21 protein-coding genes are annotated in these 21905 nt (G+C 60.9%); 15 read left to right on the forward strand and 6 right to left on the reverse strand.

Features of this window, described 5'->3' with window-relative positions:
* Positions 1–214: 214 nt before the first annotated feature.
* A complete protein-coding gene (locus BLJAPNOD_RS16795) occupies positions 215–643 on the reverse strand; it encodes a CoA-binding protein (RefSeq protein WP_115420549.1) in 429 nt (142 codons plus the stop codon).
* 195 nt (positions 644–838) lie between these two features.
* Between BLJAPNOD_RS16795 and BLJAPNOD_RS16800 the strand changes: the two genes are divergently transcribed.
* On the forward strand, positions 839–1675 hold the full coding sequence (locus tag BLJAPNOD_RS16800; RefSeq protein ID WP_115421325.1) for a DMT family transporter: 837 nt from the start codon (positions 839–841) through the stop codon (positions 1673–1675).
* Positions 1676–1678: 3 nt separating this feature from the next.
* On the opposite strand, the gene BLJAPNOD_RS16805 is transcribed toward BLJAPNOD_RS16800, so the two are convergent.
* Positions 1679–2500, reverse strand: a complete 822-nt coding sequence (locus BLJAPNOD_RS16805; RefSeq protein WP_115420550.1) for an enoyl-CoA hydratase — start codon at positions 2498–2500, stop codon at positions 1679–1681.
* A gap of 171 nt (positions 2501–2671) precedes the next feature.
* On the opposite strand from BLJAPNOD_RS16805, the gene BLJAPNOD_RS16810 reads away from it, so the two are divergent.
* The 3 genes from BLJAPNOD_RS16810 (at position 2672) to rpsI (ending at position 4260) form a co-directional block, all read left to right on the forward strand.
* Positions 2672–3103, forward strand: a complete 432-nt coding sequence (locus tag BLJAPNOD_RS16810; protein WP_077498512.1) for a PaaI family thioesterase — start codon at positions 2672–2674, stop codon at positions 3101–3103.
* Between the two features lie 225 nt (positions 3104–3328).
* A complete protein-coding gene (rplM, locus tag BLJAPNOD_RS16815) occupies positions 3329–3793 on the forward strand; it encodes a 50S ribosomal protein L13 (RefSeq protein ID WP_115420551.1) in 465 nt (154 codons plus the stop codon).
* On the forward strand, positions 3793–4260 hold the full coding sequence (rpsI, locus tag BLJAPNOD_RS16820) for a 30S ribosomal protein S9 (RefSeq protein WP_053247012.1): 468 nt from the start codon (positions 3793–3795) through the stop codon (positions 4258–4260). Before rplM ends, rpsI begins: the two co-directional genes overlap by 1 nt.
* Positions 4261–4314: 54 nt before the next feature.
* Here the strand turns inward: rpsI and BLJAPNOD_RS16825 are convergent, their stop codons facing one another.
* Entirely contained in the window at positions 4315–4788 is a 474-nt protein-coding gene (locus BLJAPNOD_RS16825; protein ID WP_077498514.1) for an Lrp/AsnC family transcriptional regulator, read from the reverse strand.
* 111 nt (positions 4789–4899) lie between these two features.
* On the opposite strand from BLJAPNOD_RS16825, the gene BLJAPNOD_RS16830 reads away from it, so the two are divergent.
* A complete protein-coding gene (locus BLJAPNOD_RS16830; protein ID WP_077498515.1) occupies positions 4900–5691 on the forward strand; it encodes a phenylalanine 4-monooxygenase in 792 nt (263 codons plus the stop codon).
* 183 nt (positions 5692–5874) lie between these two features.
* Positions 5875–6837, forward strand: coding sequence for an agmatinase (speB, locus tag BLJAPNOD_RS16835; RefSeq protein ID WP_077498516.1), 963 nt, complete (start codon positions 5875–5877; stop codon positions 6835–6837).
* Between the two features lie 11 nt (positions 6838–6848).
* Here speB and BLJAPNOD_RS16840 read toward each other — a convergent pair whose 3' ends face one another.
* On the reverse strand, positions 6849–8531 hold the full coding sequence (locus BLJAPNOD_RS16840) for a sulfatase-like hydrolase/transferase (protein ID WP_115420552.1): 1683 nt from the start codon (positions 8529–8531) through the stop codon (positions 6849–6851).
* Between the two features lie 302 nt (positions 8532–8833).
* On the opposite strand from BLJAPNOD_RS16840, the gene argC reads away from it, so the two are divergent.
* Positions 8834–9766 carry an N-acetyl-gamma-glutamyl-phosphate reductase gene (argC, locus tag BLJAPNOD_RS16845; protein ID WP_115420553.1) on the forward strand — a complete coding sequence of 311 codons (933 nt, stop codon included), beginning with the start codon at positions 8834–8836 and terminating at the stop codon, positions 9764–9766.
* 71 nt (positions 9767–9837) lie between these two features.
* Here the strand turns inward: argC and BLJAPNOD_RS16850 are convergent, their stop codons facing one another.
* The gene (locus BLJAPNOD_RS16850) at positions 9838–10941 is read right to left on the reverse strand and encodes a COX15/CtaA family protein (RefSeq protein ID WP_115421326.1); all 1104 of its coding nucleotides are present in this window, start codon (positions 10939–10941) and stop codon (positions 9838–9840) included.
* A gap of 164 nt (positions 10942–11105) precedes the next feature.
* Here BLJAPNOD_RS16850 and BLJAPNOD_RS16855 point away from each other — a divergent pair, with 164 nt between their 5' ends.
* The 3 genes from BLJAPNOD_RS16855 to BLJAPNOD_RS16865 all read left to right on the forward strand — a co-directional run bounded on the left by BLJAPNOD_RS16855 (position 11106) and on the right by BLJAPNOD_RS16865 (position 13466).
* Positions 11106–11318: a DUF2842 domain-containing protein gene (locus BLJAPNOD_RS16855; RefSeq protein WP_115420554.1), complete on the forward strand. Its 213-nt coding sequence runs from the start codon at positions 11106–11108 to the stop codon at positions 11316–11318.
* 17 nt (positions 11319–11335) lie between these two features.
* Positions 11336–12079, forward strand: a complete 744-nt coding sequence (locus BLJAPNOD_RS16860) for a metallophosphoesterase family protein (protein WP_115420555.1) — start codon at positions 11336–11338, stop codon at positions 12077–12079.
* Between the two features lie 103 nt (positions 12080–12182).
* The gene (locus BLJAPNOD_RS16865; protein WP_244610955.1) at positions 12183–13466 is read left to right on the forward strand and encodes a GNAT family N-acetyltransferase; all 1284 of its coding nucleotides are present in this window, start codon (positions 12183–12185) and stop codon (positions 13464–13466) included.
* Between the two features lie 55 nt (positions 13467–13521).
* Here BLJAPNOD_RS16865 and BLJAPNOD_RS16870 read toward each other — a convergent pair whose 3' ends face one another.
* Positions 13522–15711: an exopolysaccharide transport family protein gene (locus BLJAPNOD_RS16870; RefSeq protein WP_115420556.1), complete on the reverse strand. Its 2190-nt coding sequence runs from the start codon at positions 15709–15711 to the stop codon at positions 13522–13524.
* A gap of 207 nt (positions 15712–15918) precedes the next feature.
* Here BLJAPNOD_RS16870 and BLJAPNOD_RS16875 point away from each other — a divergent pair, with 207 nt between their 5' ends.
* The 5 genes from BLJAPNOD_RS16875 to BLJAPNOD_RS16895 are packed head-to-tail and all read left to right on the forward strand — an operon-like array spanning position 15919 to position 21721.
* Positions 15919–16494, forward strand: a complete 576-nt coding sequence (locus tag BLJAPNOD_RS16875) for a polysaccharide biosynthesis/export family protein (RefSeq protein ID WP_077498522.1) — start codon at positions 15919–15921, stop codon at positions 16492–16494.
* 5 nt (positions 16495–16499) lie between these two features.
* Positions 16500–17672: a glycosyltransferase family 4 protein gene (locus BLJAPNOD_RS16880; RefSeq protein WP_115420557.1), complete on the forward strand. Its 1173-nt coding sequence runs from the start codon at positions 16500–16502 to the stop codon at positions 17670–17672.
* A 58-nt stretch (positions 17673–17730) separates the two neighbouring features.
* Positions 17731–19293, forward strand: a complete 1563-nt coding sequence (locus BLJAPNOD_RS16885) for an undecaprenyl-phosphate glucose phosphotransferase (protein ID WP_115420558.1) — start codon at positions 17731–17733, stop codon at positions 19291–19293.
* Positions 19290–20534, forward strand: coding sequence for an O-antigen ligase family protein (locus tag BLJAPNOD_RS16890; protein WP_115420559.1), 1245 nt, complete (start codon positions 19290–19292; stop codon positions 20532–20534). Before BLJAPNOD_RS16885 ends, BLJAPNOD_RS16890 begins: the two co-directional genes overlap by 4 nt.
* Positions 20531–21721, forward strand: coding sequence for a glycosyltransferase family 4 protein (locus tag BLJAPNOD_RS16895; protein WP_244610956.1), 1191 nt, complete (start codon positions 20531–20533; stop codon positions 21719–21721). Before BLJAPNOD_RS16890 ends, BLJAPNOD_RS16895 begins: the two co-directional genes overlap by 4 nt.
* Positions 21722–21905: the final 184 nt, after the last annotated feature.

Consider the following 21905-nt stretch of genomic DNA (forward strand, 5'->3'; position numbering starts at 1 on the left):
AGATTCTGCGTGAGACAGTCGCTCCCATTGCAATCCAACGCGACGTGGCCCGCCGAATCTGGCTTGATGAAGTTCTGTGAAACCCGCACCGCCAAAGACAGCTTTTCACGCTATGATCAAACACTATAAGATGTATCTACCTGTACGAAAGGGATAAGCCTTGATTTTTTCAAAACTGACGGTTGAGCGAAACATCGCTGCAGCCGATACCGCATCAACCGATCAGGCGCGGGTATTCCATTGCCGGACAGCGATCCATGACCACCTTGATGCCGGCGGCCTCCGCCTTGGCAGCCGCAGCATCATGCCTCACCGACAACTGCCCCCAGATGACCTTCGGCAAGGTCTCAAGCGCCAGGATTTCGTCGACGAGCGCCGGCAGGGCATCGGCCGCACGAAAAACATCGACCATGTCGATCGGCTCCTTGATGTCGGCGAGCCTACCCACGACAGGCTGATCAAGGATCGTCTTGCCGACATGTCCGGGATTGATGGGGATGACGCGATAGCCCTTGCGCAGAAGGAAGGCCATGACCCGCTGGCTCGGCCGCTCGGCGTTCGGCGATGCGCCGATGAGGGCAATCGTCTTCGTCGAACGCAGGATGTCGGCGAGGTAGTAATCCGGGTAGGCATCGTGGTTCATGGTCTGATCCGAACTCATCTGTTAAACGCGTGTATCGTCAGCACGGTGGCGGCGCGTATCAATCGAACGCGCGATTTCGGCGGCGAGCGGCGGTGACCCTGTCTGCGCCACCCTTCCGGCAGTTTCCGGTTGCTTTTCCCGTACAGTGGCGCGACAAGGCTGGCAACGGCCTACACCATCGTCCGAGGTTTCATCTTGCCCCTTGATGTCATTGCGCTCGTCCTTTTCGGGGCGTTGTTGCACGCGACCTGGAATGCCCTAGTCAAGGCGGGTTCGGAAAAATCGCTCGATGCTGCGATGATCGCGCTCGGTGCAGCGGTCGTTGCCATCCCCTTCCTGCCGTTCATGCCATTGCCGCAGCCGGAAGCCTGGCCGTACATCCTGGTGTCGGCTCTCTTCCAGTTTGCCTATTTCCAGCTGGTCGCCGCCTCCTATCGCGCCGGCGATATCGGTCTCGTCTACCCGCTGATGCGCGGCGTCGCTCCGCTGATCGTCGCCTCCACCAGCAGTCTCATCATCGGTGAGCGTTTGACGACCGGCGCCATGGCAGGCGTGCTGACGATTAGCGTCGGCGTTCTCACGCTCGCGTTTGAATCGCGAAAGGGCGGTAAACACGCGATCATCCTCGCGCTCATCAATGCCTGCGTGATCGCCTGTTATACCTTTGTCGACGGCATCGGCGCCCGTGTCTCGGGTAACGCCATCTCCTACACCCTCTGGATGGCGCTGCTTCCGCCGGTCCTGCTGTTTGCCTGGGCTTTTGCCCGGCGGGGAGTCAAACCGGTCGCCCGCCACGTCTACAAGAACTGGTGGCGCGGTCTCATCGGCGGCGCCGGCTCCATTGGTGCCTACGGTCTGGCACTGTGGGCGATGACGAAGGCGCCGGTCGCTTCCGTCGCGGCGCTCCGCGAGACCGCGATCCTATTTGCCGTCGTCATCTCGGTCGTATTCCTGAAAGAGCGCGTCAGCATCTGGCGCATCGCTGCTGCCTGCGTCATCGCGCTCGGCGCCCTCCTCCTGAAACTGGCCTGACGGCTACTTCCCATCCCACTCGGGCATGCGCTTGTCGAGGAAGGCGCCGATGCCGTTCTCGGCGTCGCCGGCCAACATGTTTTCGACCATGACACCGACCGCATAATCGTAAGCCTCGGGAAGGCTCATTTCAGCCTGGCGGTAGAAGGCTTCCTTGCCGATCGTCAGCGCCTGCGGCGATTTCGAGGCGATGACCGCCGCATATTTGTCGACGACCTGGCGAAGATACTGTTGCGGCACGATGCGGTTGACCAGGCCGAAATCCTTGGCGGTCGAAGCGTCGATCGTCTCGCCGGTCAAAAGCATCTCCATCGCCTGCTTGCGGTGGGATGCGCGCGACAGCGCCACCATTGGCGTCGAGCAGAACAGGCCGATATTGACGCCCGGCGTGCAGAAGGTCGAACTGTCGGTGCAGATCGCCAGATCGCAGCTGGCAACAAGCTGGCAGCCGGCCGCCGTCGCCAGACCATCGATCTCGGCGATGACCGCCTGCGGCAGCCGCGTGATCTTCATCATCAAATCTGCGGCAAGGCGGATCGTCGTTTCGAAGAACGCCCTGCCTCCATCGGCATCGGCCCGATGCGCGGTCATTTCCTTGAGGTCATGGCCCGCCGAAAACAGCTTGCCGGACGCCGAGAGCACGACGATCCTGATATCCTTGGAGTGGGCAACGGCGTCGAGCGCCGCGTGCAGTGCCTCCATCAGTTCGATCGAAAGCACATTGGCGGGCGGGTTGTTGAGCGTCAGCCGCAGGACCGGTCCCGAGAGCTCGCGCACCAGCAATCCACTCGGTTCTTCCTTCTGGAATGAAACAACGTCCGCCATGCTTTTCTCCTGCTGTCTTGTCTTATCCGATCAATGGGTACCCGTGGTACGCCGCCTGTTGCCTGCTTTCAAGTCGGTGGCAACTGCGGTGACTAAGACCTTTTTCCGCCTTGCGCAAAAGCGCATACCGGCTTCACTTGCCGCAAAAGCTCGCACAAAGGAGACGTGCCGATGACGATCCAGCCCATCATGACAGTCGAGGAGCTGAACCGTTTTCTCGACACGGACTTCCCGCAGGTCCACACGGACGGCAAGGTCTTCCATGTCACCGCCACCGGCGCAGGATTTGCAACAATGCGGCTCGATCCGAACGAGCGCCATATCCGGCCGGGCGGCACCGTATCGGGCCCGACGCTCTTTGCGCTTGCAGACGTTTCCGCCTACATCGCGCTGATTGCCCATATCGGCCCGGTGGCGCTGGCCGTCACCACCAGTCTCAACATCAATTTCCTGCGCAAGCCGGAGCCGCAGCCGCTCGAATGCACCTGCCGCATCCTCAAGCTCGGCAAGCGATTGGCGGTTCTCGATGCGTCGATCGCCATGGTCGGCAGCGACGATCTCGTGGCCCATGCGACGGCGACCTATTCGATTCCACCGCGTTAATTTGAGGTATCAACATACCACATACATAACACATTGTTTTTGCTTATCTTTATTTCAAGCTTGCGAAATCGACATTATTGACGCCGGTTTAGCGCCTGCGTATAAGCACCCTCAGATCGCGGTCCCTCTCGGGCCGCTTTCTTCTTTTGGCTGAAATTCAGTCAAAACCAAGCAACAAGAAACGCCCAGCGGTTCGCCGCTCGGGTCCAAAGAGAGAGTTTTGTTATGGGAACCTTCGTTCAGAAGCCTGCAGAGGTGGAGAAGAAGTGGATCATCATCGACGCCGAAGGCCTCGTTGTTGGTCGCCTCGCTTCCATCATCGCGAACCGCCTGCGCGGCAAGCACAAAGCCACCTTCACGCCGCATGTTGACGATGGCGACAACGTCATCGTGATCAACGCCGAGAAGGCCGTGCTCACGGGCAAGAAGTACACCGACAAGAAGTACTACTGGCACACCGGCTACCCCGGCGGCATCAAGGAGCGCACCGCGCGCCAGATCATCGAAGGCCGTTTCCCGGAGCGCGTCCTCGAGAAGGCCGTTGAGCGCATGGTTCCGCGCGGCCCGCTCGGCCGTCGCCAGATGAAGAACCTGCGCGTCTACGCAGGCACGAACCACCCGCATGAAGCACAGCAGCCGGCCGTCCTCGACGTCGCCAAGCTGAACAGCAAGAACACAAGGAGCGCCTAATGGCCGACCTTTCCGCTCTCAAGGAAATCGCCACGACTGCGGAACCGGCAGCTCCGGTTCACGTCAAGAAGGTCGACGCTCAGGGCCGCTCCTATGCGACCGGCAAGCGTAAGAACGCTGTAGCCCGCGTATGGGTCAAGCCCGGCTCGGGCAAGATCACCATCAACGGCAAGCCGTACCTCGACTACTTCGCTCGCCCGGTTCTGCAGATGATCCTGCAGCAGCCGATCGTCGCAGCTGCCCGTGATGGCCAGTTCGACATCGACGCGACGGTCGCCGGCGGCGGTCTCTCCGGCCAGGCCGGTGCCGTTCGCCACGGCATCTCCAAGGCGCTCACCTACTTCGAACCGGGCCTGCGTCCGGTCCTGAAGAAGGGCGGCTTCCTGACCCGCGACAGCCGTGTCGTTGAACGTAAGAAGTACGGCAAGGCCAAGGCCCGTCGTTCGTTCCAGTTCTCCAAGCGTTAATCGCTGGAAGACACTGCATTTTGGAAGGCCGGGTTCGCCCGGCCTTTTTTTGTGTCAAATCGGCAGCTCAGTCGTCGACTTCAGTTCCCGCAGCACGAAACTCGACACCACCGTGCGCACATGCGGATTGCGCATGAGATAACGCGTCATGAAGGCGTCGTAGCTGTCGACGTCGTTTGCCCGGATCTTCAGCATGTAGTCGAAGGTTCCCGACAGCGCATAGCACTCCATGATCTCCGGCCGGTCGCGCACCACCGCAGAGAAGGCGGCAATCGCCTCGTCGTGATGATCCTCCAGCGTCACATGGGCAATGATACACAGCTTCAGATCCAGCTTGCCCGGATCGAGCAGCGCCACCCGCTTGCGGATCACGCCGTCAGCTTCAAGTTCCTGAAGCCGCCTCCACGTCGAGCTTTGCGACATGCCCGCCCTTTCCGCGAGCTCCGACAGGGACTGACCGCTATCGGCCTGAATCAGCCGCAGCAGCTTGCGCAAGGGTTGGGAAACTTCCTTCAAATCCGATGACATTCCGAAATTTTCTCCCGCAACAGCGCCCTCCACCGGCAACTGTGAAACAAATACTCGCTCCATTCGCGATACAATTGCAACAACTTGGTTTCTTGGCGAAGAGGAGACGTCATGCCGAAGGAAAGCAGCTACACCGCAAAATTGCCCGAGCCGGATGGCAGCTATCACTACACGCCCGAGGAGGACGCGATCTGGGGCGAGCTTTACCAGCGGCAGATGAAGTTGCTCGCCGACAAGGCCTGCGACGAATATCTGGAAGGTGCGCGTAAACTCGGCCTTGGCCCCGACCGCGTGCCGCAGTTGCAGGACGTCAACCGCCGCCTGCAGGAAACCACCGGCTTTGGCGTCGAAGGCGTGCCGGCACTGATTCCGCCATCGCGGTTTTACGAGCTTCTCTCAGAAGGCAAGTTTCCGCTCGCAACCTTCATTCGCCGGCGCGAGCACATAGACTATATCGAAGAGCCCGATATCTTCCACGAAGTCTTCGGCCACTGCCCGCTCTTGACCAACCAGAGCTACGCCAATTTCGTTCGCCGCTTCGGCGAAAAAGCCGTCGCCCTCGGCAAGGGCTATTCCTGGCACATGTTCCGGATCTTCTGGTTCACCGTCGAGTTCGGCCTGATCAACACGCCGCAAGGCCGACGCTGCTTCGGGGCGGGCATCGTGTCGTCGCCGAACGAAACCCGCACGGCGATGGAACCGTCCGCAAGCGAATTCCGCCCGTTCGACTTGATGACCGTGCTGCGCACGCCGTACCGCATCGATATCGTCCAGCCGATCTATTATGTCATCGACAGCTTCGCGCAGCTCGAGGCGATCATAGAGGAGGACATCGGCGCACGCATCAACGAGGCCAAGGCGCTCGGCGACTTCGCGCCGACCTACGAAGCCAAGGCGTCCTGACAGCATCGCAGCGCCGCTCGCCAGATATGATGCGTGAAGGGCGCTGTAACACGCTGACCTTGCTGCATATTTCTATTGTTGAACCGGAATCGATTTAAGGAATTGTGCAGGAGAATTCGCCGGCAGGGACTTGCCTTGCCGGCGACGATTGTCCAACCTCTCGCCATACACGGGAGGCGGGATATGGCGAACAGGACGATCGATCACGCGCTGACGGCGCGCTCACTGACATCGGCGGCATCGGACCCGACACATGCCGGTATTCTCTCCTTCATGCGACGCAAATATTCAAAGCAGTTGAAGGACGTCGATGCGGTCGTCTGGGGTATCCCGTTCGATGCAGCCACCTCCAACCGTCCCGGCGCGCGCTTCGGGCCGCAGGCGATCCGCCGCGCGTCGGCGATCTTCGACAACGACCCGCAATATCCGTTCGAGCGCGATCTCTTCGCCGAAATGGCGACGATCGACTACGGCGACTGCCTGCTCGATTACGGCAACCACTCGAGGACGCCGGCAACGATCGAGCGTGAAGCGGCAAAGATCCTGAAGAGCGGCGCCTATCTGCAGACGCTCGGCGGCGACCATTTCGTTACCTATCCGATCCTCAAGGCGCATGCGGCGATCCACGGCCCCCTCGCCCTCGTGCAGTTCGACGCACATCAAGACACCTGGCCGGACGAACGCGGCCGCATCGATCATGGGTCCTTCGTCGGCCGTGCGGCGCGCGCTGGCCTCATCGATACCGACGCATCGATCCAGATCGGCATCCGTACCCACGCGCCCGAGGATTGCGGCATCCGCATTCTCTACGGCTACGACGTCGAGGAAATGAGCGTTACGGAGATTGCCGACGCCATCATCCAGCAGGTCGGTGAACGCAAGGCGTATCTGACCTTCGACATCGATTGCCTTGACCCGGCCTATGCGCCCGGCACCGGCACTCCCGTGGCGGGCGGACCTTCCAGCTCAAAGATACTTTCGGTTCTGCGCAAGCTCGGGGCGCTAACGGTCGTCGGCAGCGATGTCGTCGAAGTCGCTCCCGCCTATGACCATGCCGATATCACCGCGATCGCCGGCGCCACCGTCGCCATGTACATGCTGGGCCTGCATGCCGAAAAACTGGCGGAGCGCTCGACGCTGCGCTGATCGTTACATCATCAATCGAGATCGAGCAGCCCCGCATCCTGACGCTGGCGAAGATGCTGATCGACCAGCGTACGATCTGCGCAGGTGTGATAGTGCCCGTCGCAGGCGTCACGCAGGCGCGCCAACGCCTCGAATGTCGGCGATGTCGGCAGGCCGGCCGCCTCGATCAGACTTGCCGATAGGAAGCCGACATCCAACGGCTTGGCAAAGGGCCGCATATCGATGTCGCGTCCGTAGGCATAGACCGAATAGTAGGTCTTGTAGGCAAGCGATCTGAGATCGGCAAAGACATTGCCTGCAGGCGCGTCGGCCAACAGGTAGTCCTTGGTGGCAACCGCTTGGTGATCGCCGAAATCGAGAACGACAGTACCATTGGGGCCGGGTGCCTGCTGGCGCTTGCGGCGAAAATCCTGCAGGTCCTGCTTGGCGAGCGCCACACGGCGCAGGTACTCGTTGGCTTCGGCATCGGCGGCGAAAGCCTTTTCCGGCAATGTGTCCTTCGGCACAAGGCTCATGTCATAGGGACCGTGCGGAAAGAGCGTCTGCATGGCGATGAACAGTGGACGACGATCCGTCTCGCGATGCTCCCTAACGATCCGCTCGACAGCATCGAAATAGAAGCTGTCGCGCACGAAATGCGATTGCGGCTTCATCACGTCGAAATCGACGATCTCCTGAAAGCCGATCGAGCGCAGGAACGGCCCTTCGTTGACGAAGCTCGCCTGCATCGGCATCACCGCGACGGTGCGATAGCCGCAGCGCGCCAGGAGACTGGGCAGGCTCGTCTTCACCCTGCCCTCCAGAATTTGCGTGACATAGGGGCTTTGCCAGCCGAAATCCGCTCCGGACAGTCCGGTCATGACGGAAAAGTTCGTGACCCAGGTGCCGCCGCCGAACGTCTCGACCTGCAGGGGATGCACGTGTCCGTCCTGCGACTGAAAGGACGCGCTCATCCATTGCGGTACGTTCACCTGCGGAAAATAGGTGGGGCTGGTCTGGCTCTCGCTCAGCACGACAAAAAGGTCAGGATTGCCGGCAGCGCCGCAGCTGATATCGTCGCGAAGACTGCCCTTCGCCTCGACATTTTCGAGCCGATCGGCAAGGACGATACGCCCGAGCGGAAATTCGAGATCGCCGATCGAGACGAAGAAGGACGAGGCATCGTAACCGGAGATGTAGTGGACGTAATCCGGCTCGTCCTTCTTGTCGGGATAGAGAACGACCACGCCGACTGCCATGACAAGCAACAGACCGGCGCGCACGCCGAACGAGCGACCCGACCGGCGATCGCTGCGAAAGGCCACGACCAGGAACACGATGGCCGCCACAAGGGCCGCCACGCCCGCAATCAACACATGGAAATAGGAGCCGACCAGAAACGAAAGCGCCGATCGATCGAGGCCGGTGAAGGCGAAATCGAAGACGTGAAGGGAAAATCCCTTGAGGCGAAACTTGACCTCCGACATCGCCGCAATGAGCAATACCATGGTGCCTGCGGCCCAGAGCGAAAAGCTCGGGCGACGCGAGAGCAGGAAGAAGAAGGCGGCGATCGCAAGCGTCACCACTGCAAGGAAAGGCACGAACCGCCAGCGCGTATCGAAATAATGCAGAGCCTGGAGCAGCGCCAGGAATGCTAGCGAAATAGACAGCGGATGCCGAAGCACGCCCCCGATCCGCTCGATCAGGATTTTCACTTCGCAGCTCCAATATGACAGGTTTGTGACAACCCATCAGATGCAGAATCGCGGGCCGCAACGCAACAGCCCAATTGCAAATCTTAAGTTGTGGTTAACTATGCAGGACCGCCAACCGCGCCAACGAACCGCAGCCTTCAGCCTCCTGCCGGTTGCGGGCTCCCACCGGTGCTTATATATGAACACATCCACGTCGTCGGCCGCATCTCTTCCGCACTGACGACCGTGTTGAGAAACTGATTCAAATCTGTGTCAGATTGATTCTGCGTCAGCTCGTAACCTTTTGGAAGAACGGGAAAATCATGAAACCGAAGATCTTCATCGATGGCGAACACGGCACCACCGGGCTGCAGATCCGCACCCGCATGGCCGGCCGCAGCGATCTCGAACTCCTGTCGATACCGGAAGCCGAGCGACGCAACGCCGCTATGCGCGAAGACCTTCTGAACAATGCCGACATCGCCATCCTCTGCCTGCCGGACGACGCTTCGCGCGAGGCCGTCGCCATGGTGGCCGGCAACAACCGGGTGCGCATCATCGACACCTCGACCGCACACCGGATCGCTCCGGATTGGGCCTATGGCTTTGCAGAGATGGACAAGGCTCAGCCCTCCAAGATCCGCGATGCCCGCCATGTCGCCAATCCCGGCTGCTACCCGACCGGCGCCATCGGCGTGATCCGGCCGCTGCGTGAGGCCGGCATTCTTCCCGACGGCTATCCGGTCACGGTCAACGCCGTTTCCGGCTACACCGGCGGCGGCAAGCAGATGATCGCGCAGATGGAAGACGAGACGAACCCGGAACATATCAGCGCGCCGCATTTCCTCTACGGTCTGACGCTCAAGCACAAGCATGTGCCGGAGATGAAGATGCACGGCCTTCTCGACCGCGCGCCGGTATTCGCCCCTTCGGTCGGCAAGTTTCCGCAAGGCATGATCGTGCAGGTTCCGCTCTATCTCGACGATCTCGCTGCCAGCGCGACGATCGAAAGCATTCAAGCAGCGCTCGTCGAACATTATGCCGGTCAATCGATCGTCGAAGTCGTCCCGCTTTCCGCCAGCGAAAAACTCGGCCGCATCGATGCTACCGAGCTTGCCGGTGCGGACACGATGAAGCTGTTCGTGTTCGGCACGCCGGGCGGAACCCACGTGAACCTCGTCGCCCTGCTCGACAATCTCGGCAAGGGCGCCTCGGGTGCTGCCGTCCAGAACATGGATTTGATGCTGTCGGCCTGATCGATTGCAGTCATCGCAAACGAAAAACCCGGCGAACCGTTCGCCGGGTTTTTTATTAGGATCGCGAGTTCTTAGCTGCGCAATTCGATTGCAGTCGGCTTTGGATACTCGCCGATGAACCCCCGCCAATGGGCAATGGCAAAACCGAGCACCACCAGCGCACCACCTTGATGAAGGACGCCCCAGCCGACAGGAACCTGCAGCAACAGCGTGGTGATGCCGATCGCCGCCTGGACTAAAACGAGCACGAACAGCAGGACAGAACGGCGCGCATGGGTTGATTGTGGCGCGGCCCTCACCGAAGCGATCACGTGCATCAGCGCCATAGCGAAGAGCACGTAGGCGCCGATCCTGTGGATGAACTGCACGGTCTTCGGATTCTCGAAGACATTGATCCACCAGGGATGCTGCAGGAAGAGATCGGACGGGATCCATGCGCCATCCATCAGCGGCCATGTGTTGTAGCTGAACCCCGCATCGAGGCCGGCAACCAGTGCACCGAGGTAGATCTGGAACAGACTCATGATGGCGATGATCGCCGCCATCTTGCGCGAGCGATCCGTTGGCGCGGCATCACCGGAATGCGGACAAAGGCCGCGCTGGATCCACATGCAGGCGGCAAAGATCAGACAGGCGATGACCAGATGAGTTGCCAGGCGATACTGGCTGACGTCGGTCCGCTCCACCAGGCCCGAAGACACCATCCACCAGCCGATAAACCCCTGGAAACCGCCGAGCGCCAGAATGCCGAGCAACGGCCAGCGCAACCGGCGTTCGACCCGGCCGGTGAACCAGAAGAAGGCGAGCGGAACCGCAAAGATCACGCCGATGGTGCGCGCCAAGAGCCGGTGCGCCCATTCCCACCAGAAGATCGTCTTGAACTCGCCGACGGTCATGCCCTTGTTGATCTGCTGATATTGCGGAATGCGCTGGTAGAGCTGAAACTCTTCTTCCCATTCCGCGGCCGTCAACGGCGGGATGACGCCGTGGATCGGCTTCCATTCGGTGATCGAAAGGCCGGATTCGGTGAGGCGTGTCGCGCCGCCGACAAGCACTAGCGCGAAGAGCGTGAAGAGAACGACGACGAGCCAGCCGCGGATCTGTCGGCGGTTGCGATCAGTCCTGCCGATCTCGCTTCGAAGCATCTGTTCTGTCGCCAATTCGACGCCTGCCATGGTTTTCCCTCTGGTATCGCGGGGTTGGCGGCAGGAGATCGGGCGGTTGATCGCCGCGCCTGCCGGAAAGCCGTTGATTTGCACCAGAGCGGCATGCAAAACAAGGCCGAACCCTTTGCGGCATGCCGTCGCGGCCGGATATGGCACCGTTTGAAAGAAATGAAATGCCCGTACGTCTCAGAAAGCTGATCGGCACGATCCTGATCATCATCCTCGTCATCGTCTATGCGCTTGCCGCCGTCACCTTTGCGTCGCTGCTTTTGGGCGCCGCGCCCTGGTGGGTGCACCTGATGTACTTCTTCTTCACCGGCCTGCTCTGGGTGCTGCCGGCGATGCTGATCATCAAGTGGATGGAAAAGTCGGCGAAGGATCGCTGAGGCCAAAGGAGCCCCCGATGAAGGTTGCGATCATTTCCGACATCCATGGCAACGACCTCGCCCTTGAGGCGGTGCTTGCCGATATCGACGCGCTGGGGATCGCCGATATCGTCAATCTCGGCGACCATTTGAGCGGACCGCTCAACGCCGCGCGCACTGCCGATATCCTGATGTCGCGAGACATCCCATCGATATCAGGCAATCACGACCGATATCTGCTGACGCTCGATCCCGCCGACATGGGGCGGTCCGACCGCGCCGCCCACGCGGAGTTGCAGCCTCGGCATATCGAATGGCTGGCGACACTGCCGGCCATGCGCGTCTATCGCGACGCGCTCTTTCTTTGCCATGGTACGCCTGCAAGCGACGAAGCGTACTGGCTCGAAGCGTTGACGGCGGAGGGCGTCGTCCATCAGGCAGCACGTAGCGCCATCGAAGCCTTCGCGACAGGCATCAAGCAACCGGTCATTCTCTGCGGCCACACGCACATTCCCCGGGCGATCCGCCTTGCGGACGGCCGACTGGTGCTCAACCCCGGCAGTGTCGGCTGCCCAGGCTACGATGACGATCATCCGGTCGCCCACAAGGTCGAGGCCGGTTCGCCGGATGCGCGCTATGCCATCATCGAGCGTTCCGGCGATGATTGGGCCGCGACGTTCCGCACGGTCCCTTATGACCACCAGGCGATGTCGAGGCTGGCTGCGCAGCGAGACCGCCCGGAATGGGCAGAAGTGCTTGCATCGGGCTTTCTCGGCGCATAGCCGCCCTGGCTTCATGCTTTGCTAACTGCATTCGCCGGTTGTTGCCTGTAGGCAACGGCGATATTTGAGGTATTAAGCGGATCGTAGCGGAGTTATCAGTTCAATGGCAGCCGAACCCCGCATCCGGACGGCTTTGCCGATGATGAACACCGAACTCACCATAGGCCGATCGGGCCAGCGAGGCACACGGACTGCGTCCGCGGCCGACGCCGCCGTGAGCCGGCTCGAGATCTCCATCCATGATAAGGTGGCATCGCTGGAGCAGGATTGGCGATCGCTCGACGCCCATGCGCTCAATTCCCTACATCAGAGCTACGACTGGTGCGCCGCCTGGGCGCAATCCCATGACAATGAACTGCTGATCATTCGCGGCACCTTCGACGGCGAGTTGCTCTTCATTCTGCCGCTGGAGGTCGTGTCTGGCCGCCTGTTCAACACGGCTCGGCTGATCGGTGCACCGCACAGCAATCTCAACACCGGGCTTTTTGCAACGGACACACTGCCCTTCTCCTCGGCCGAGTTTGCTGACCTGTTGACGCATGCACTCCATCATCACCTGCGCCACAAGGTTGATCTCGTGACGCTTGAAAAGACCCCGCACGACTGGCGCGGAACCGCAAACCCGTTGGCAAGTCTGCCCGGCGTCAAGCACCAGAACGCCTCGTTTCAGCTGCCATTGCTTTCGAGCTTTGAAAAAACGCTCGCCCAGGTCAATGCGAAGCGCCGGCGCAAGAAAATGCGGATTTCAGAGCGACGGCTGGAGGCGCTCGGGGGCTACGATTACGTCATTGCTGAGAGCCCGCAGGATGCGGGGGAATTGCTCGACGTCTTCTTCCGTCAGAAGGCGATCCGGTTTGCGGCTCTCGGTCTTCCCGACGTTTTCCATTTCGATCGGACACGCGCGTTCTTCCATGCGATCGCCGGCCGCCGCGGCGTAGCCGACGACCGACTGCTCGAGCTCAATGCCATCCGCCTCAAGGGTGAACATGGTGGCCGTATCGTCGCTGTCGCCGGCCTTTCGCGAAAGGCGGACCATGTCATCTGCCAATTCGGCTCGATCGACGAGGAACTGGCGGGCGATGCCAGTCCCGGCGAGCTGCTTTTCTATAGAATGATCGAGAGGCTCTGTGGAAAGGATGCGACGCTCTTCGACTTCGGGGTCGGCGACCAGCCCTACAAGCGCTCCTGGTGCACCATTGAAACTCCGCTCAGGGATATCGTCCTCCCGCTAACGCTGCGCGGTCGCTTGGCTGCCCGCTATCACCGGGCCGTGGTGCGGGCAAAGGTGATGATCAAGGCGAACAAAGCCGCCTACGCATTCATCCAGCGCGCGCGCAGCCGCAAACTGCACAGCAGCCAGCAGACTCCTGCGGCCGATAACGCTTAAGCAGAACCGATCGGGTGACGCTCAAATCGCAACGTGAAGGCGGCGCTATGCCCGCTCACGCCGCATGGCGATCGGTATAGTCCGGTCCTGGTTCACCGCGCCCAGTCATCAGCACGATGTCGCGGTATCCAGCCTCGCCGAAACCGGTCAGGACTTCGACGATCCTCTCGTCGCTGACAGCCGGAGCCGACAGGATGATCTCAGCATCACCACGACGGGCAATCTTGTCGACGGCTCCCTCGTCGGCCGGTCCGCATTCGACCAACACCAGATCATAGGCATTGGTCAACGCATCGATGATCATCTGCAACCGCTCGATACCGCGCATCGCCATCCGCGGATCGGCATCCCCCTGCGGAATGATATGGGCGTCGGAGAACCGGTCGGCATGGATGGTTTCGGTGAACGGCACCTCGCCCGCCAGCAGGTTGGTGATGCCAGGCAGTTGCGCCGAGCGTGCCATCAGACGGGTCGGGCAGGCAGAGCCCGTCAGGTCGATCAACACGACCTTGCGCTCTTCTTCCGCGATCAGACGCGCCAGCATGACGGTCGCCGTCGATCCCTCGTCGCCGCCTGGTGAAACCGAGATTGCGATCCGCACTCCATTTTTGCGCAGGTGGTCGGCAACCGCTTCGATCGAAAAGTCCGGTTCGGCCGTCTCGCCGCTCGGATTCTCGGCGACCTCGTCCGCCTCTTCCGCGACAAGTGGTGCCAGCGGTGGCAGATCGATGGCGTCGTTCAATGCAGGCGAAATTTCAACCTTCTTCTCATCGGCACCCTGCGCGGCAGCGACCGCGGCAATCGCCGGTCGAGAGCGAACCGCCGGCCGCTCGGTGCCGGCCGACACCGGCCGCAACGCGCGGCCGCTGAAGAGTTCCGAGAGCATGATGACGATGCAGCTCAAGAGGAAGGTTGCAAGCGCCGCCACGATGGTGATCGGCATCACCTTCGGGAAGCTGGCACCGGTCGGCACGACCGCGTTCGAAATGATGCGCGCGTCGGCCGGCGTTGCGTCAACCGTACGTGAGGTCGCCTCGCGATAGCGCGCAAGGTAGGTCTCGAGCAATTGCCGCTGGGCAGTCGCCTCGCGCTCGAGTGCACGCAGACCCACCTCCTCCTCGCCCGCCTGGGCGGATTTGGCTTTGAGTGCATTGAGTTGCTGTATCAACTGCTGCTCGCGCAGCTCGCCGACCTTTGCTTCATTTTCAAGGCTGCTGAGAATCTTGCGCGTCTCGGAACGGATCTGTGCACGAATGCCTTCAACCTGCGACTTCAGCGCTTTCAGCCGCGGATGGCCGTCAAGCAGCGTGGTGGAAAGATCGGCCACCTGCCCCTGCAGATTTGCCTCAGTCTCCTTCAGGCGCTGGATCGTCTGCGAGCCGATGACGTCGGCGATAGTGTCCGCATCCCGCCCGCTGGAAAGCGCCGCGCGCACGCCTTCGGCACGGGCCTCGGCATTGGCCCGCTCGCCGCGCACCCGTGTCAGCTCGCTCGAAATGTCGGTCAACTGGCGGGTGGCGAAATTCGTGGTCTCGCCGGTCGGCAGCAGATCGGACGACGATCGATAGGCTGCGACCTTGGCCTCGGCATCCCTTACTTTCTCGCGCAGATTGGCGATTTCCGGCTCAAGCCAGCGGCTCGCTTCGGAGTTGGTATCGAGCTTGGCGCCACTTTGCAGCGACAGGAAAACCTTGGCCATCTCATTCGGGATTGCGGCCGCCAATTGCCTGTCTTTCGAGGTAAAACCGATCGCGATCACGCGCGATTTTTCAACCTGGTAGACCTGTAGCTTCGAGTTGAATTCCTTCAGAATGCGCTCTTCCGGCGGCATCTCCAGCGGGTTCTTCTTCAAACCCAGCATCACCATCAAATCGGAAACCGCCGACGGATCCGACGAAGGATCGAACTCCTTCAAGTCATAAAGCTTCATGTTGCGCGCAACCTGCTTAATCAGATCGGCGGAGCGAAACACCTGAACCTGGCTCAGGATACCGGACTCGTCGAAGACGCGGTCAGACCCGGACTGCGCGCTCTGGTTGGATCCACTGAACTCTGGCTCGCGCGATTCGATAAGGACACGTGTTTCGCTCTGATAGTCCGGCGCAATCATCTTTGCGGCGCCGAAGGCCAGCGCTGCAACACACGCCGTGGCGAGCAATACCTTGACGCGTCGATCCCACACGGCGCGGAACAGCCCGCCGAGATCGATATCCACATCCTGTTGTCCGCTGCCGTTTCCCGACATGCTTCTGGCTCCGAACCTTATAATCTCGCTGGAGGGTAAATGAACATGGTAACGCAAGGGTTAATGGTCGCTCAACCTCTGGGCGATTGGCCCCCTCCTTCGAGCCAGGCGGTCCCGCTGAAAATTCTACCGCGAGTTTACCAGCTATTAACCCTAACGGATCGATAACGACGAAAGAGGTGGTCGTTTCCGGAGCCCAAGAGCAGCATGTCAACCGCAGGTATGAAGACGGGCCGCGCTATTACGGTGGCAGCACTGTCGATATTGCTCGGCGGCTGCACAAGCTATCAGCCGGCACCCAAGGCGTTCAGCGAGGCAACGATCCAGCCCTACCGGCTGGACAGCGGCGACCGGCTGCGCATCAACGTTTTCGAGCAGGCGGGCCTCAGCGGTACCTATACGGTCGATCAGGCGGGCTACGTTGCCTTCCCGCTGATCGGCACAGTCGCCTCCCGCGGCCACACACTGCCCGAACTCGAAGGCATGATCGCAGCAAAGTTGAAGCAAGGCTATCTGCGCGATCCGGATGTCACCATCGAGGTCGATCGCTATCGTTCGGTCTTCATCATGGGCGAAGTCGGCCAGGCAGGGCAATATGCCTATGTGCCGGGAATGACGGTGCAGAACGCCATCGCGGTTGCCGGCGGCTTCTCGCCGCGCGCCAACCAGGCAAGCGCCGACGTCACGCGCAAAATCAACGGGCGGATCATTACCGGTCGCGTGCCCATTACCGACGCCGTACTTGCGGGAGACACGATCTACATTCGCGAACGGCTGTTCTGATCTCGATGCAGCCGCAGCGTCCCTTGCGCATCATTCATTGCTTCAGATCGCCGGTGGGCGGCATATTCCGCCATGTGCGTGATCTGGCGGAGGCGCATGCGGCGGCCGGACATCAGGTCGGCATCCTCTGCGACAGCACCACCGGTGGAGCCCACGAGGATTCACTTTTCGACGAAATCCGGCCCTATCTGGCATTGGGTCTCGTGCGCATGCCGATCCATCGTTCGATCGGTCCAATGGACTTTGCCGCGCTGTGGCGCTGCTATAAGGAAATCAGAAGCTTGCAACCGGATGTGCTGCATGGGCACGGCGCCAAGGGTGGCGCCATCGCCCGTCTCATCGGTTCAGCCTTGCGGGTCAACAGGTATCGCGTAGCCCGCCTTTATTCGCCCCATGGAGGCAGCCTCCACTACAACCCGAAATCATTTGCCGGGAGGGTAGTCTTCCCCCTGGAACGTTTTCAGGAGCGCCTGACGGACGCGCTGGTCTTCGTCTGCGATTTCGAGCGGCAAACCTATTTTGCCAAGGTCGGCGAGCCGCGAGAGCGCCATGAGCTGATCTATAACGGCATTGACGACCGCGAGTTCGAGGCCGTGGATGCCCGACCGGATGCGGTCGACTTTCTCTATATCGGCATGATGCGAGACCTCAAGGGTCCCGATCTGTTTGTGGACGCCTTCGCCCGCACCGAACGGATCGTCGGCCGCCCGCTTTCGGCCTTGATGGTCGGCGATGGCCCACAGCAGCAGAAGTATCGCGACTTGACGCTTGAGCAGGGACTGGGGAAACGGATCGCCATGCGCCCTGCCATGAACGCCCGCGAAGCCTTTGCGCTGGCGCGAAACATCGTCATTCCGTCCCGTGCGGAATCGATGCCCTACATTGTCCTCGAAGCATTGGCGGCGCAAAAGCCGGTGATCGCCAGTCGGGTCGGCGGCATACCGGAAATCCTCGGCGAGCACAGCGCCGCCCTGGCGAACCCGGCAGACGCGCAGTCACTTGCTGCGATCATGGCTTCGGCAGTCGTCGATAAGGACTGGTCAGCCCGCGTCATGCCTGCTCCAAAGACATTCAAGTCCCGGTTCGCCGCCTCGGTCATGACGGCGGAGGTGCTGCGGCTCTATAGGGATTTGTGCCGAAACCAATCGGCCCAGGTCCCTCCGAAGGCTGCAACGTAAGCGTTTCTTAGTGGCTTTCTGCTATCCGGGCTGAGGACTTCAGTGCCGGAAGGAAGCCATGAACGAGTTTAAGCGGTCGGAAGCCTTCGACCCGGAAGCGCTTCGCAAGAAGATTTCGGAAATCCGTACCCGTGCGCCGGACGAAATGGCCGGCGGCGAGACATCGGCGGAACTCAACCCCCTGGCCCGGCAGATTGCCGAACAGTTCCGCGCGGACACCTATTCGCCGGCGATGATCATGGGGCTGATGCGGCTGCTCGAATTCTGTGCGCTTTTCGCCATCGGCTACGCCATCAATGCGCTTTATGTGCAGCCGGGCTTCGATCAGTTGCCGCTGTATCTTGCGATTCTGGTTGGCGGCTCGGCGCTCGCAGTTGCCGCAATGCAGCTGACTGACACCTACCAGGTCCCCGCCCTTCGCGCCTGGCTTCGGTTCACGCCCCGTATCCTCGCGTCTTGGGCAATTGCGTTCGGCGGCATTGCCATCGCGCTCTTCTTCCTCAAGTCCGGTCACCAATATTCGCGCGTGTGGTTTGGCGGCTGGTTCGTCGCCGGTGCGGTCTTCCTCGTCGCGGAACGGGCATTCATCGCCTATTCGATCCGGCACTGGGCCCGCAACGGCACGATGGAACGTCGTGCAGTCGTCGTCGGCGGCGGCCAACCGGCCAAGGACCTGATCCGCACGCTCGAACATCAGACCGACAACGACATCAGGATCTGCGGCATCTTCGACGACCGCGACGAACGCCGGTCTCCGAATGTCATCGCCGGCTATCCCAAGCTTGGAACCGTCGACGAACTGGTCGAGTTCGCCCGCCTGGCGCGCATCGACATGCTGATCATCTCGCTGCCGCTGACCGCTGAAAATCGCATCCTGCAGTTGCTGAAAAAGCTCTGGATCCTGCCGGTCGATATCCGTCTGGCCGCGCATGCCAACAACCTTCGCTTCCGGCCGCGCAGCTATTCCCATGTCGGCGAAGTGCCGATGCTCGATATCTTCGACAAACCGATCGCCGATTGGGATTCCGTTGCAAAACGTGGCTTCGACATCTTCTTCAGCGTCGTCGCCCTGGTGTTGCTGTGGCCGGTCATGCTGGGCGCTGCGATTGCCGTCAAAGCTACATCGCCCGGCCCGATCATCTTCAAGCAGAAGCGCCACGGCTTCAACAACGAGACCATAGAGGTCTACAAGTTCCGCTCGATGTTCACGCATCTGGGCGATCCGACCGCCCGCAATGCCGTGACGAAGGGCGACCCCCGCGTCACCGCGGTTGGGCGCTTCATCCGCAAGTCCTCGATCGACGAGCTGCCACAGATCTTCAACGTGCTCAAGGGTGAGCTTTCGCTCGTCGGCCCGCGTCCGCACGCGGTGCTGGCACAGACACAGAACCGTACCTATGCCGATGTCGTCGAAGGTTATTTCGCTCGCCACCGCGTCAAGCCCGGCGTTACCGGCTGGGCACAGATCAACGGCTGGCGCGGCGAGATCGACAATGACGACAAGATCCGCCTGCGCACCGCCTTCGATCTTCACTACATCGAGAACTGGTCGCTGCTCTTCGACCTGAAGATCCTGTTCCTGACGCCGTTCCGGCTACTCAACACGGAAAATGCCTATTGAGCACCGTCGACACATCACAGCCGATCGTCTTTCGCCCGCAGCTTGCCGCGCTTTCCCTCTTCGGCTCGTGGCTGGTTGCGCTTGCTGTGTTCCTGTCCGGCTTTGTAATTGCCGAACCGGCGCCCTACGAACTGTTCCTGGTGGTTCTCATCGGGCTCTGGGCGCTCTTCGGACTGAAAATCTCGCGCTATGTGGCTCCGCTCCTGACCCTGCTGACCCTTTTCATGGTCGGCGGGATCCTGTCGCTGACAACGATGGTCGATCTGACCAAGGGGCCGATGTACATGGCGGTCTCCGGCTTTCTGGCACTGTCCGCCGTTTTTTACGCCGCCATCATCGAAGATCGTTACCAGCGGCTGCGACTGATCTTCAACGCCTGGGTCGCGGCCGCCGTCCTAACTGCCCTGCTCGGCATCCTCGGCTATTTCGGCGCGATCCCGGGCGCGGAAAACTTCACGCTCTACGATCGTGCCAAGGGCGCCTTCCAGGACCCGAACGTGTTCGGACCGTTCCTGTCGGTTCCCGCGCTCTATTTGATCCACGGGTTGCTGACGCAGCCCATCCACAAGGCCCCGCCAAAGATCGCCGCCCTTCTCGTCCTGGCGCTCGGCGTTTTCCTGTCGTTCTCGCGTGCCGCATGGGCACTCAATCTCTTTTGCGTGCTTGCCTTCGTCTTCGTGATGCTGCTCAAGGAGCGCAACGGTCTCTTCCGCTTGCGCATCCTCGTCATCGCACTCGTCGGCGGTGTGTTTGTGGTCGGTGCCCTGCTGGTTGCGCTGCAATCGGAGCAGGTTGCCACGCTTTTTTCCAGCCGCTCGCAGCTCGTACAGGACTATGACGGCGGCCATCTCGGCCGCTTCGACCGTCACCGAATCGGCTTTCTGATGTCGATGGAGAAGCCGCTCGGGATCGGGCCGATGGTGTTCAGCACGATTTTCCCCGAGGACGAGCATAACGTCTGGCTGAAGTCGCTGACATCCTATGGCTGGCTCGGCTTCATCAGCTACGTGACGCTGATCATCTGGACGCTGTCTCTCGGCTTCCGCTTCCTGTTGCTCGATCGTCCCTGGCAAGTCTATCTGATGATTGCCTGGGTCGTGCTCATCGGCCACGTCGGTGTCGGCAACGTGATCGACACCGACCATTGGCGCCACTTCTACATGCTTGTCGGCATCATCTGGGGATGTGCCGCCCTCGAATACCGCCATCGTCGAACAATGCGGGCCGGATGGCAGCAATGAACATGGAATATCCATTACCATATCGTCCCACCCCCGCGCCGCTGCGCTTGCTTGAGGTTCTCGAGCCGAGCGGCGGCGGATCGGGACGGCATTTCATCGATCTCTGCCGCGGCATGCATCTGCGCGGCCATCACGTCGAAGCGGTCTATTCTCCGGTGCGAGCCGAGGAAAGCTTCGTTCGCGAGCTCAAGGCCGTTGGCCTCCCCGCCGTCCACGCGGTGGATATGAAGCGTGCCCCAGGCCCATCTGACATCCCAGCCTTTCTGGCGTTGCGCCGGATCATGGTCAATCATGGGCCGTTCGATGTCGTTCACGGACACAGTTCCAAGGCGGGGGCGCTGACACGCCTGCGCTTGCCGGGTCGCCACGTGCCGCGTATCTACACGCCGCATGCCTTCCGCACGCTGGACCCGACACTCGGGCGCGGCGGCAGGCTGATCTATGGTGCGATCGAATGGGGTCTCGCCTGGTTCTACACAGATCATCTCATCTGCGTTTCCGACGACGAGCTGTCCCATGCCCGATCGCTGCATATGCCGGACGAGCGGATGTCCGTGATCGTCAACGGCGTCGCTCCGCCCTCCCCCGATATGGCAGCGACCATTCGTGCGAGCTTCGGCATTGCGCCGGATGCATTTGTCTTCGGTTTCATTGGTCGGCTCACCACACAGAAGGCACCCGAGCGGCTCATTGCCGCCTTCAGGTATATCGCAGGGTCGGTGAAAAACAGCCACCTCGTCATGATCGGTGCCGGTGAGATGGAGGGCCCTCTGCGTCAAGCCATAGCCGAAAGTGGCCTTCAGAACCGGATGCACCTGACATCCGCGTTCACCGGGCCGCAGGCTGCCCCGGTATTCGATGTGCTGGTCATGCCGAGCCGTTATGAAGCGATGTCCTATGTCATGCTGGAGGGCGCGGCCGCCGGCAAACCGATTATCGCCACCGATATCGGCGGTGCACGAACCGTCATTGGCGATGGCCACAACGGTTTTATCGTGCAGAACACCGACGATATCTCCCAGCTTGCCAAGGCGATGGCGGCTGCCGCTGAACCGGAAACGTTCGACAAGCTCACCGCTGCCGCCGGCATGCTCAAGCAGCGCTTCACGCTCGACGTGATGCTGGACAGCACCGAGATGCTCTATTGGAAGCTCGCTGAGCGGCGGCGCGTACGGGCGACCGTTTGAGCATCAATGGGTACATGAGCCATTATCGTGACGGCTGACGCGAGCGCCTGACGACGTTGGCTGCCCCGCGACGTCTACGTCGTCGAAGACACCACCGCGAGCGCAATCGAGCAGCATTCACATCGAAACGATACGGAAGAAGTCCGGGTAAGTACGGGATTTTTTCGGGATTAGTCGCCGCGAA

Source organism: Ensifer sp. M14, assembly GCF_003355565.1.
Lineage (GTDB): Bacteria > Pseudomonadota > Alphaproteobacteria > Rhizobiales > Rhizobiaceae > Ensifer.

Bases quoted from the DNA above. Each gene is read 5' to 3' on its own strand.
- BLJAPNOD_RS16795 (WP_115420549.1), bottom strand. From the start codon at position 643: ATGAACCACGATGCCTACCCGGATTACTACCTCGCCGACATCCTGCGT.
- BLJAPNOD_RS16805 (WP_115420550.1), bottom strand. From the start codon at position 2,500: ATGGCGGACGTTGTTTCATTCCAGAAGGAAGAACCGAGTGGATTGCTG.
- BLJAPNOD_RS16810 (WP_077498512.1), top strand. From the start codon at position 2,672: ATGACGATCCAGCCCATCATGACAGTCGAGGAGCTGAACCGTTTTCTC.
- rplM (WP_115420551.1), top strand. From the start codon at position 3,329: ATGGGAACCTTCGTTCAGAAGCCTGCAGAGGTGGAGAAGAAGTGGATC.
- rpsI (WP_053247012.1), top strand. From the start codon at position 3,793: ATGGCCGACCTTTCCGCTCTCAAGGAAATCGCCACGACTGCGGAACCG.
- BLJAPNOD_RS16825 (WP_077498514.1), bottom strand. From the start codon at position 4,788: ATGTCATCGGATTTGAAGGAAGTTTCCCAACCCTTGCGCAAGCTGCTG.
- BLJAPNOD_RS16830 (WP_077498515.1), top strand. From the start codon at position 4,900: ATGCCGAAGGAAAGCAGCTACACCGCAAAATTGCCCGAGCCGGATGGC.
- speB (WP_077498516.1), top strand. From the start codon at position 5,875: ATGGCGAACAGGACGATCGATCACGCGCTGACGGCGCGCTCACTGACA.
- argC (WP_115420553.1), top strand. From the start codon at position 8,834: ATGAAACCGAAGATCTTCATCGATGGCGAACACGGCACCACCGGGCTG.
- BLJAPNOD_RS16850 (WP_115421326.1), bottom strand. From the start codon at position 10,941: ATGGCAGGCGTCGAATTGGCGACAGAACAGATGCTTCGAAGCGAGATC.
- BLJAPNOD_RS16855 (WP_115420554.1), top strand. From the start codon at position 11,106: ATGCCCGTACGTCTCAGAAAGCTGATCGGCACGATCCTGATCATCATC.
- BLJAPNOD_RS16860 (WP_115420555.1), top strand. From the start codon at position 11,336: ATGAAGGTTGCGATCATTTCCGACATCCATGGCAACGACCTCGCCCTT.
- BLJAPNOD_RS16865 (WP_244610955.1), top strand. From the start codon at position 12,183: ATGGCAGCCGAACCCCGCATCCGGACGGCTTTGCCGATGATGAACACC.
- BLJAPNOD_RS16870 (WP_115420556.1), bottom strand. From the start codon at position 15,711: ATGTCGGGAAACGGCAGCGGACAACAGGATGTGGATATCGATCTCGGC.
- BLJAPNOD_RS16875 (WP_077498522.1), top strand. From the start codon at position 15,919: ATGTCAACCGCAGGTATGAAGACGGGCCGCGCTATTACGGTGGCAGCA.
- BLJAPNOD_RS16880 (WP_115420557.1), top strand. From the start codon at position 16,500: ATGCAGCCGCAGCGTCCCTTGCGCATCATTCATTGCTTCAGATCGCCG.
- BLJAPNOD_RS16885 (WP_115420558.1), top strand. From the start codon at position 17,731: ATGAACGAGTTTAAGCGGTCGGAAGCCTTCGACCCGGAAGCGCTTCGC.
- BLJAPNOD_RS16895 (WP_244610956.1), top strand. From the start codon at position 20,531: ATGAACATGGAATATCCATTACCATATCGTCCCACCCCCGCGCCGCTG.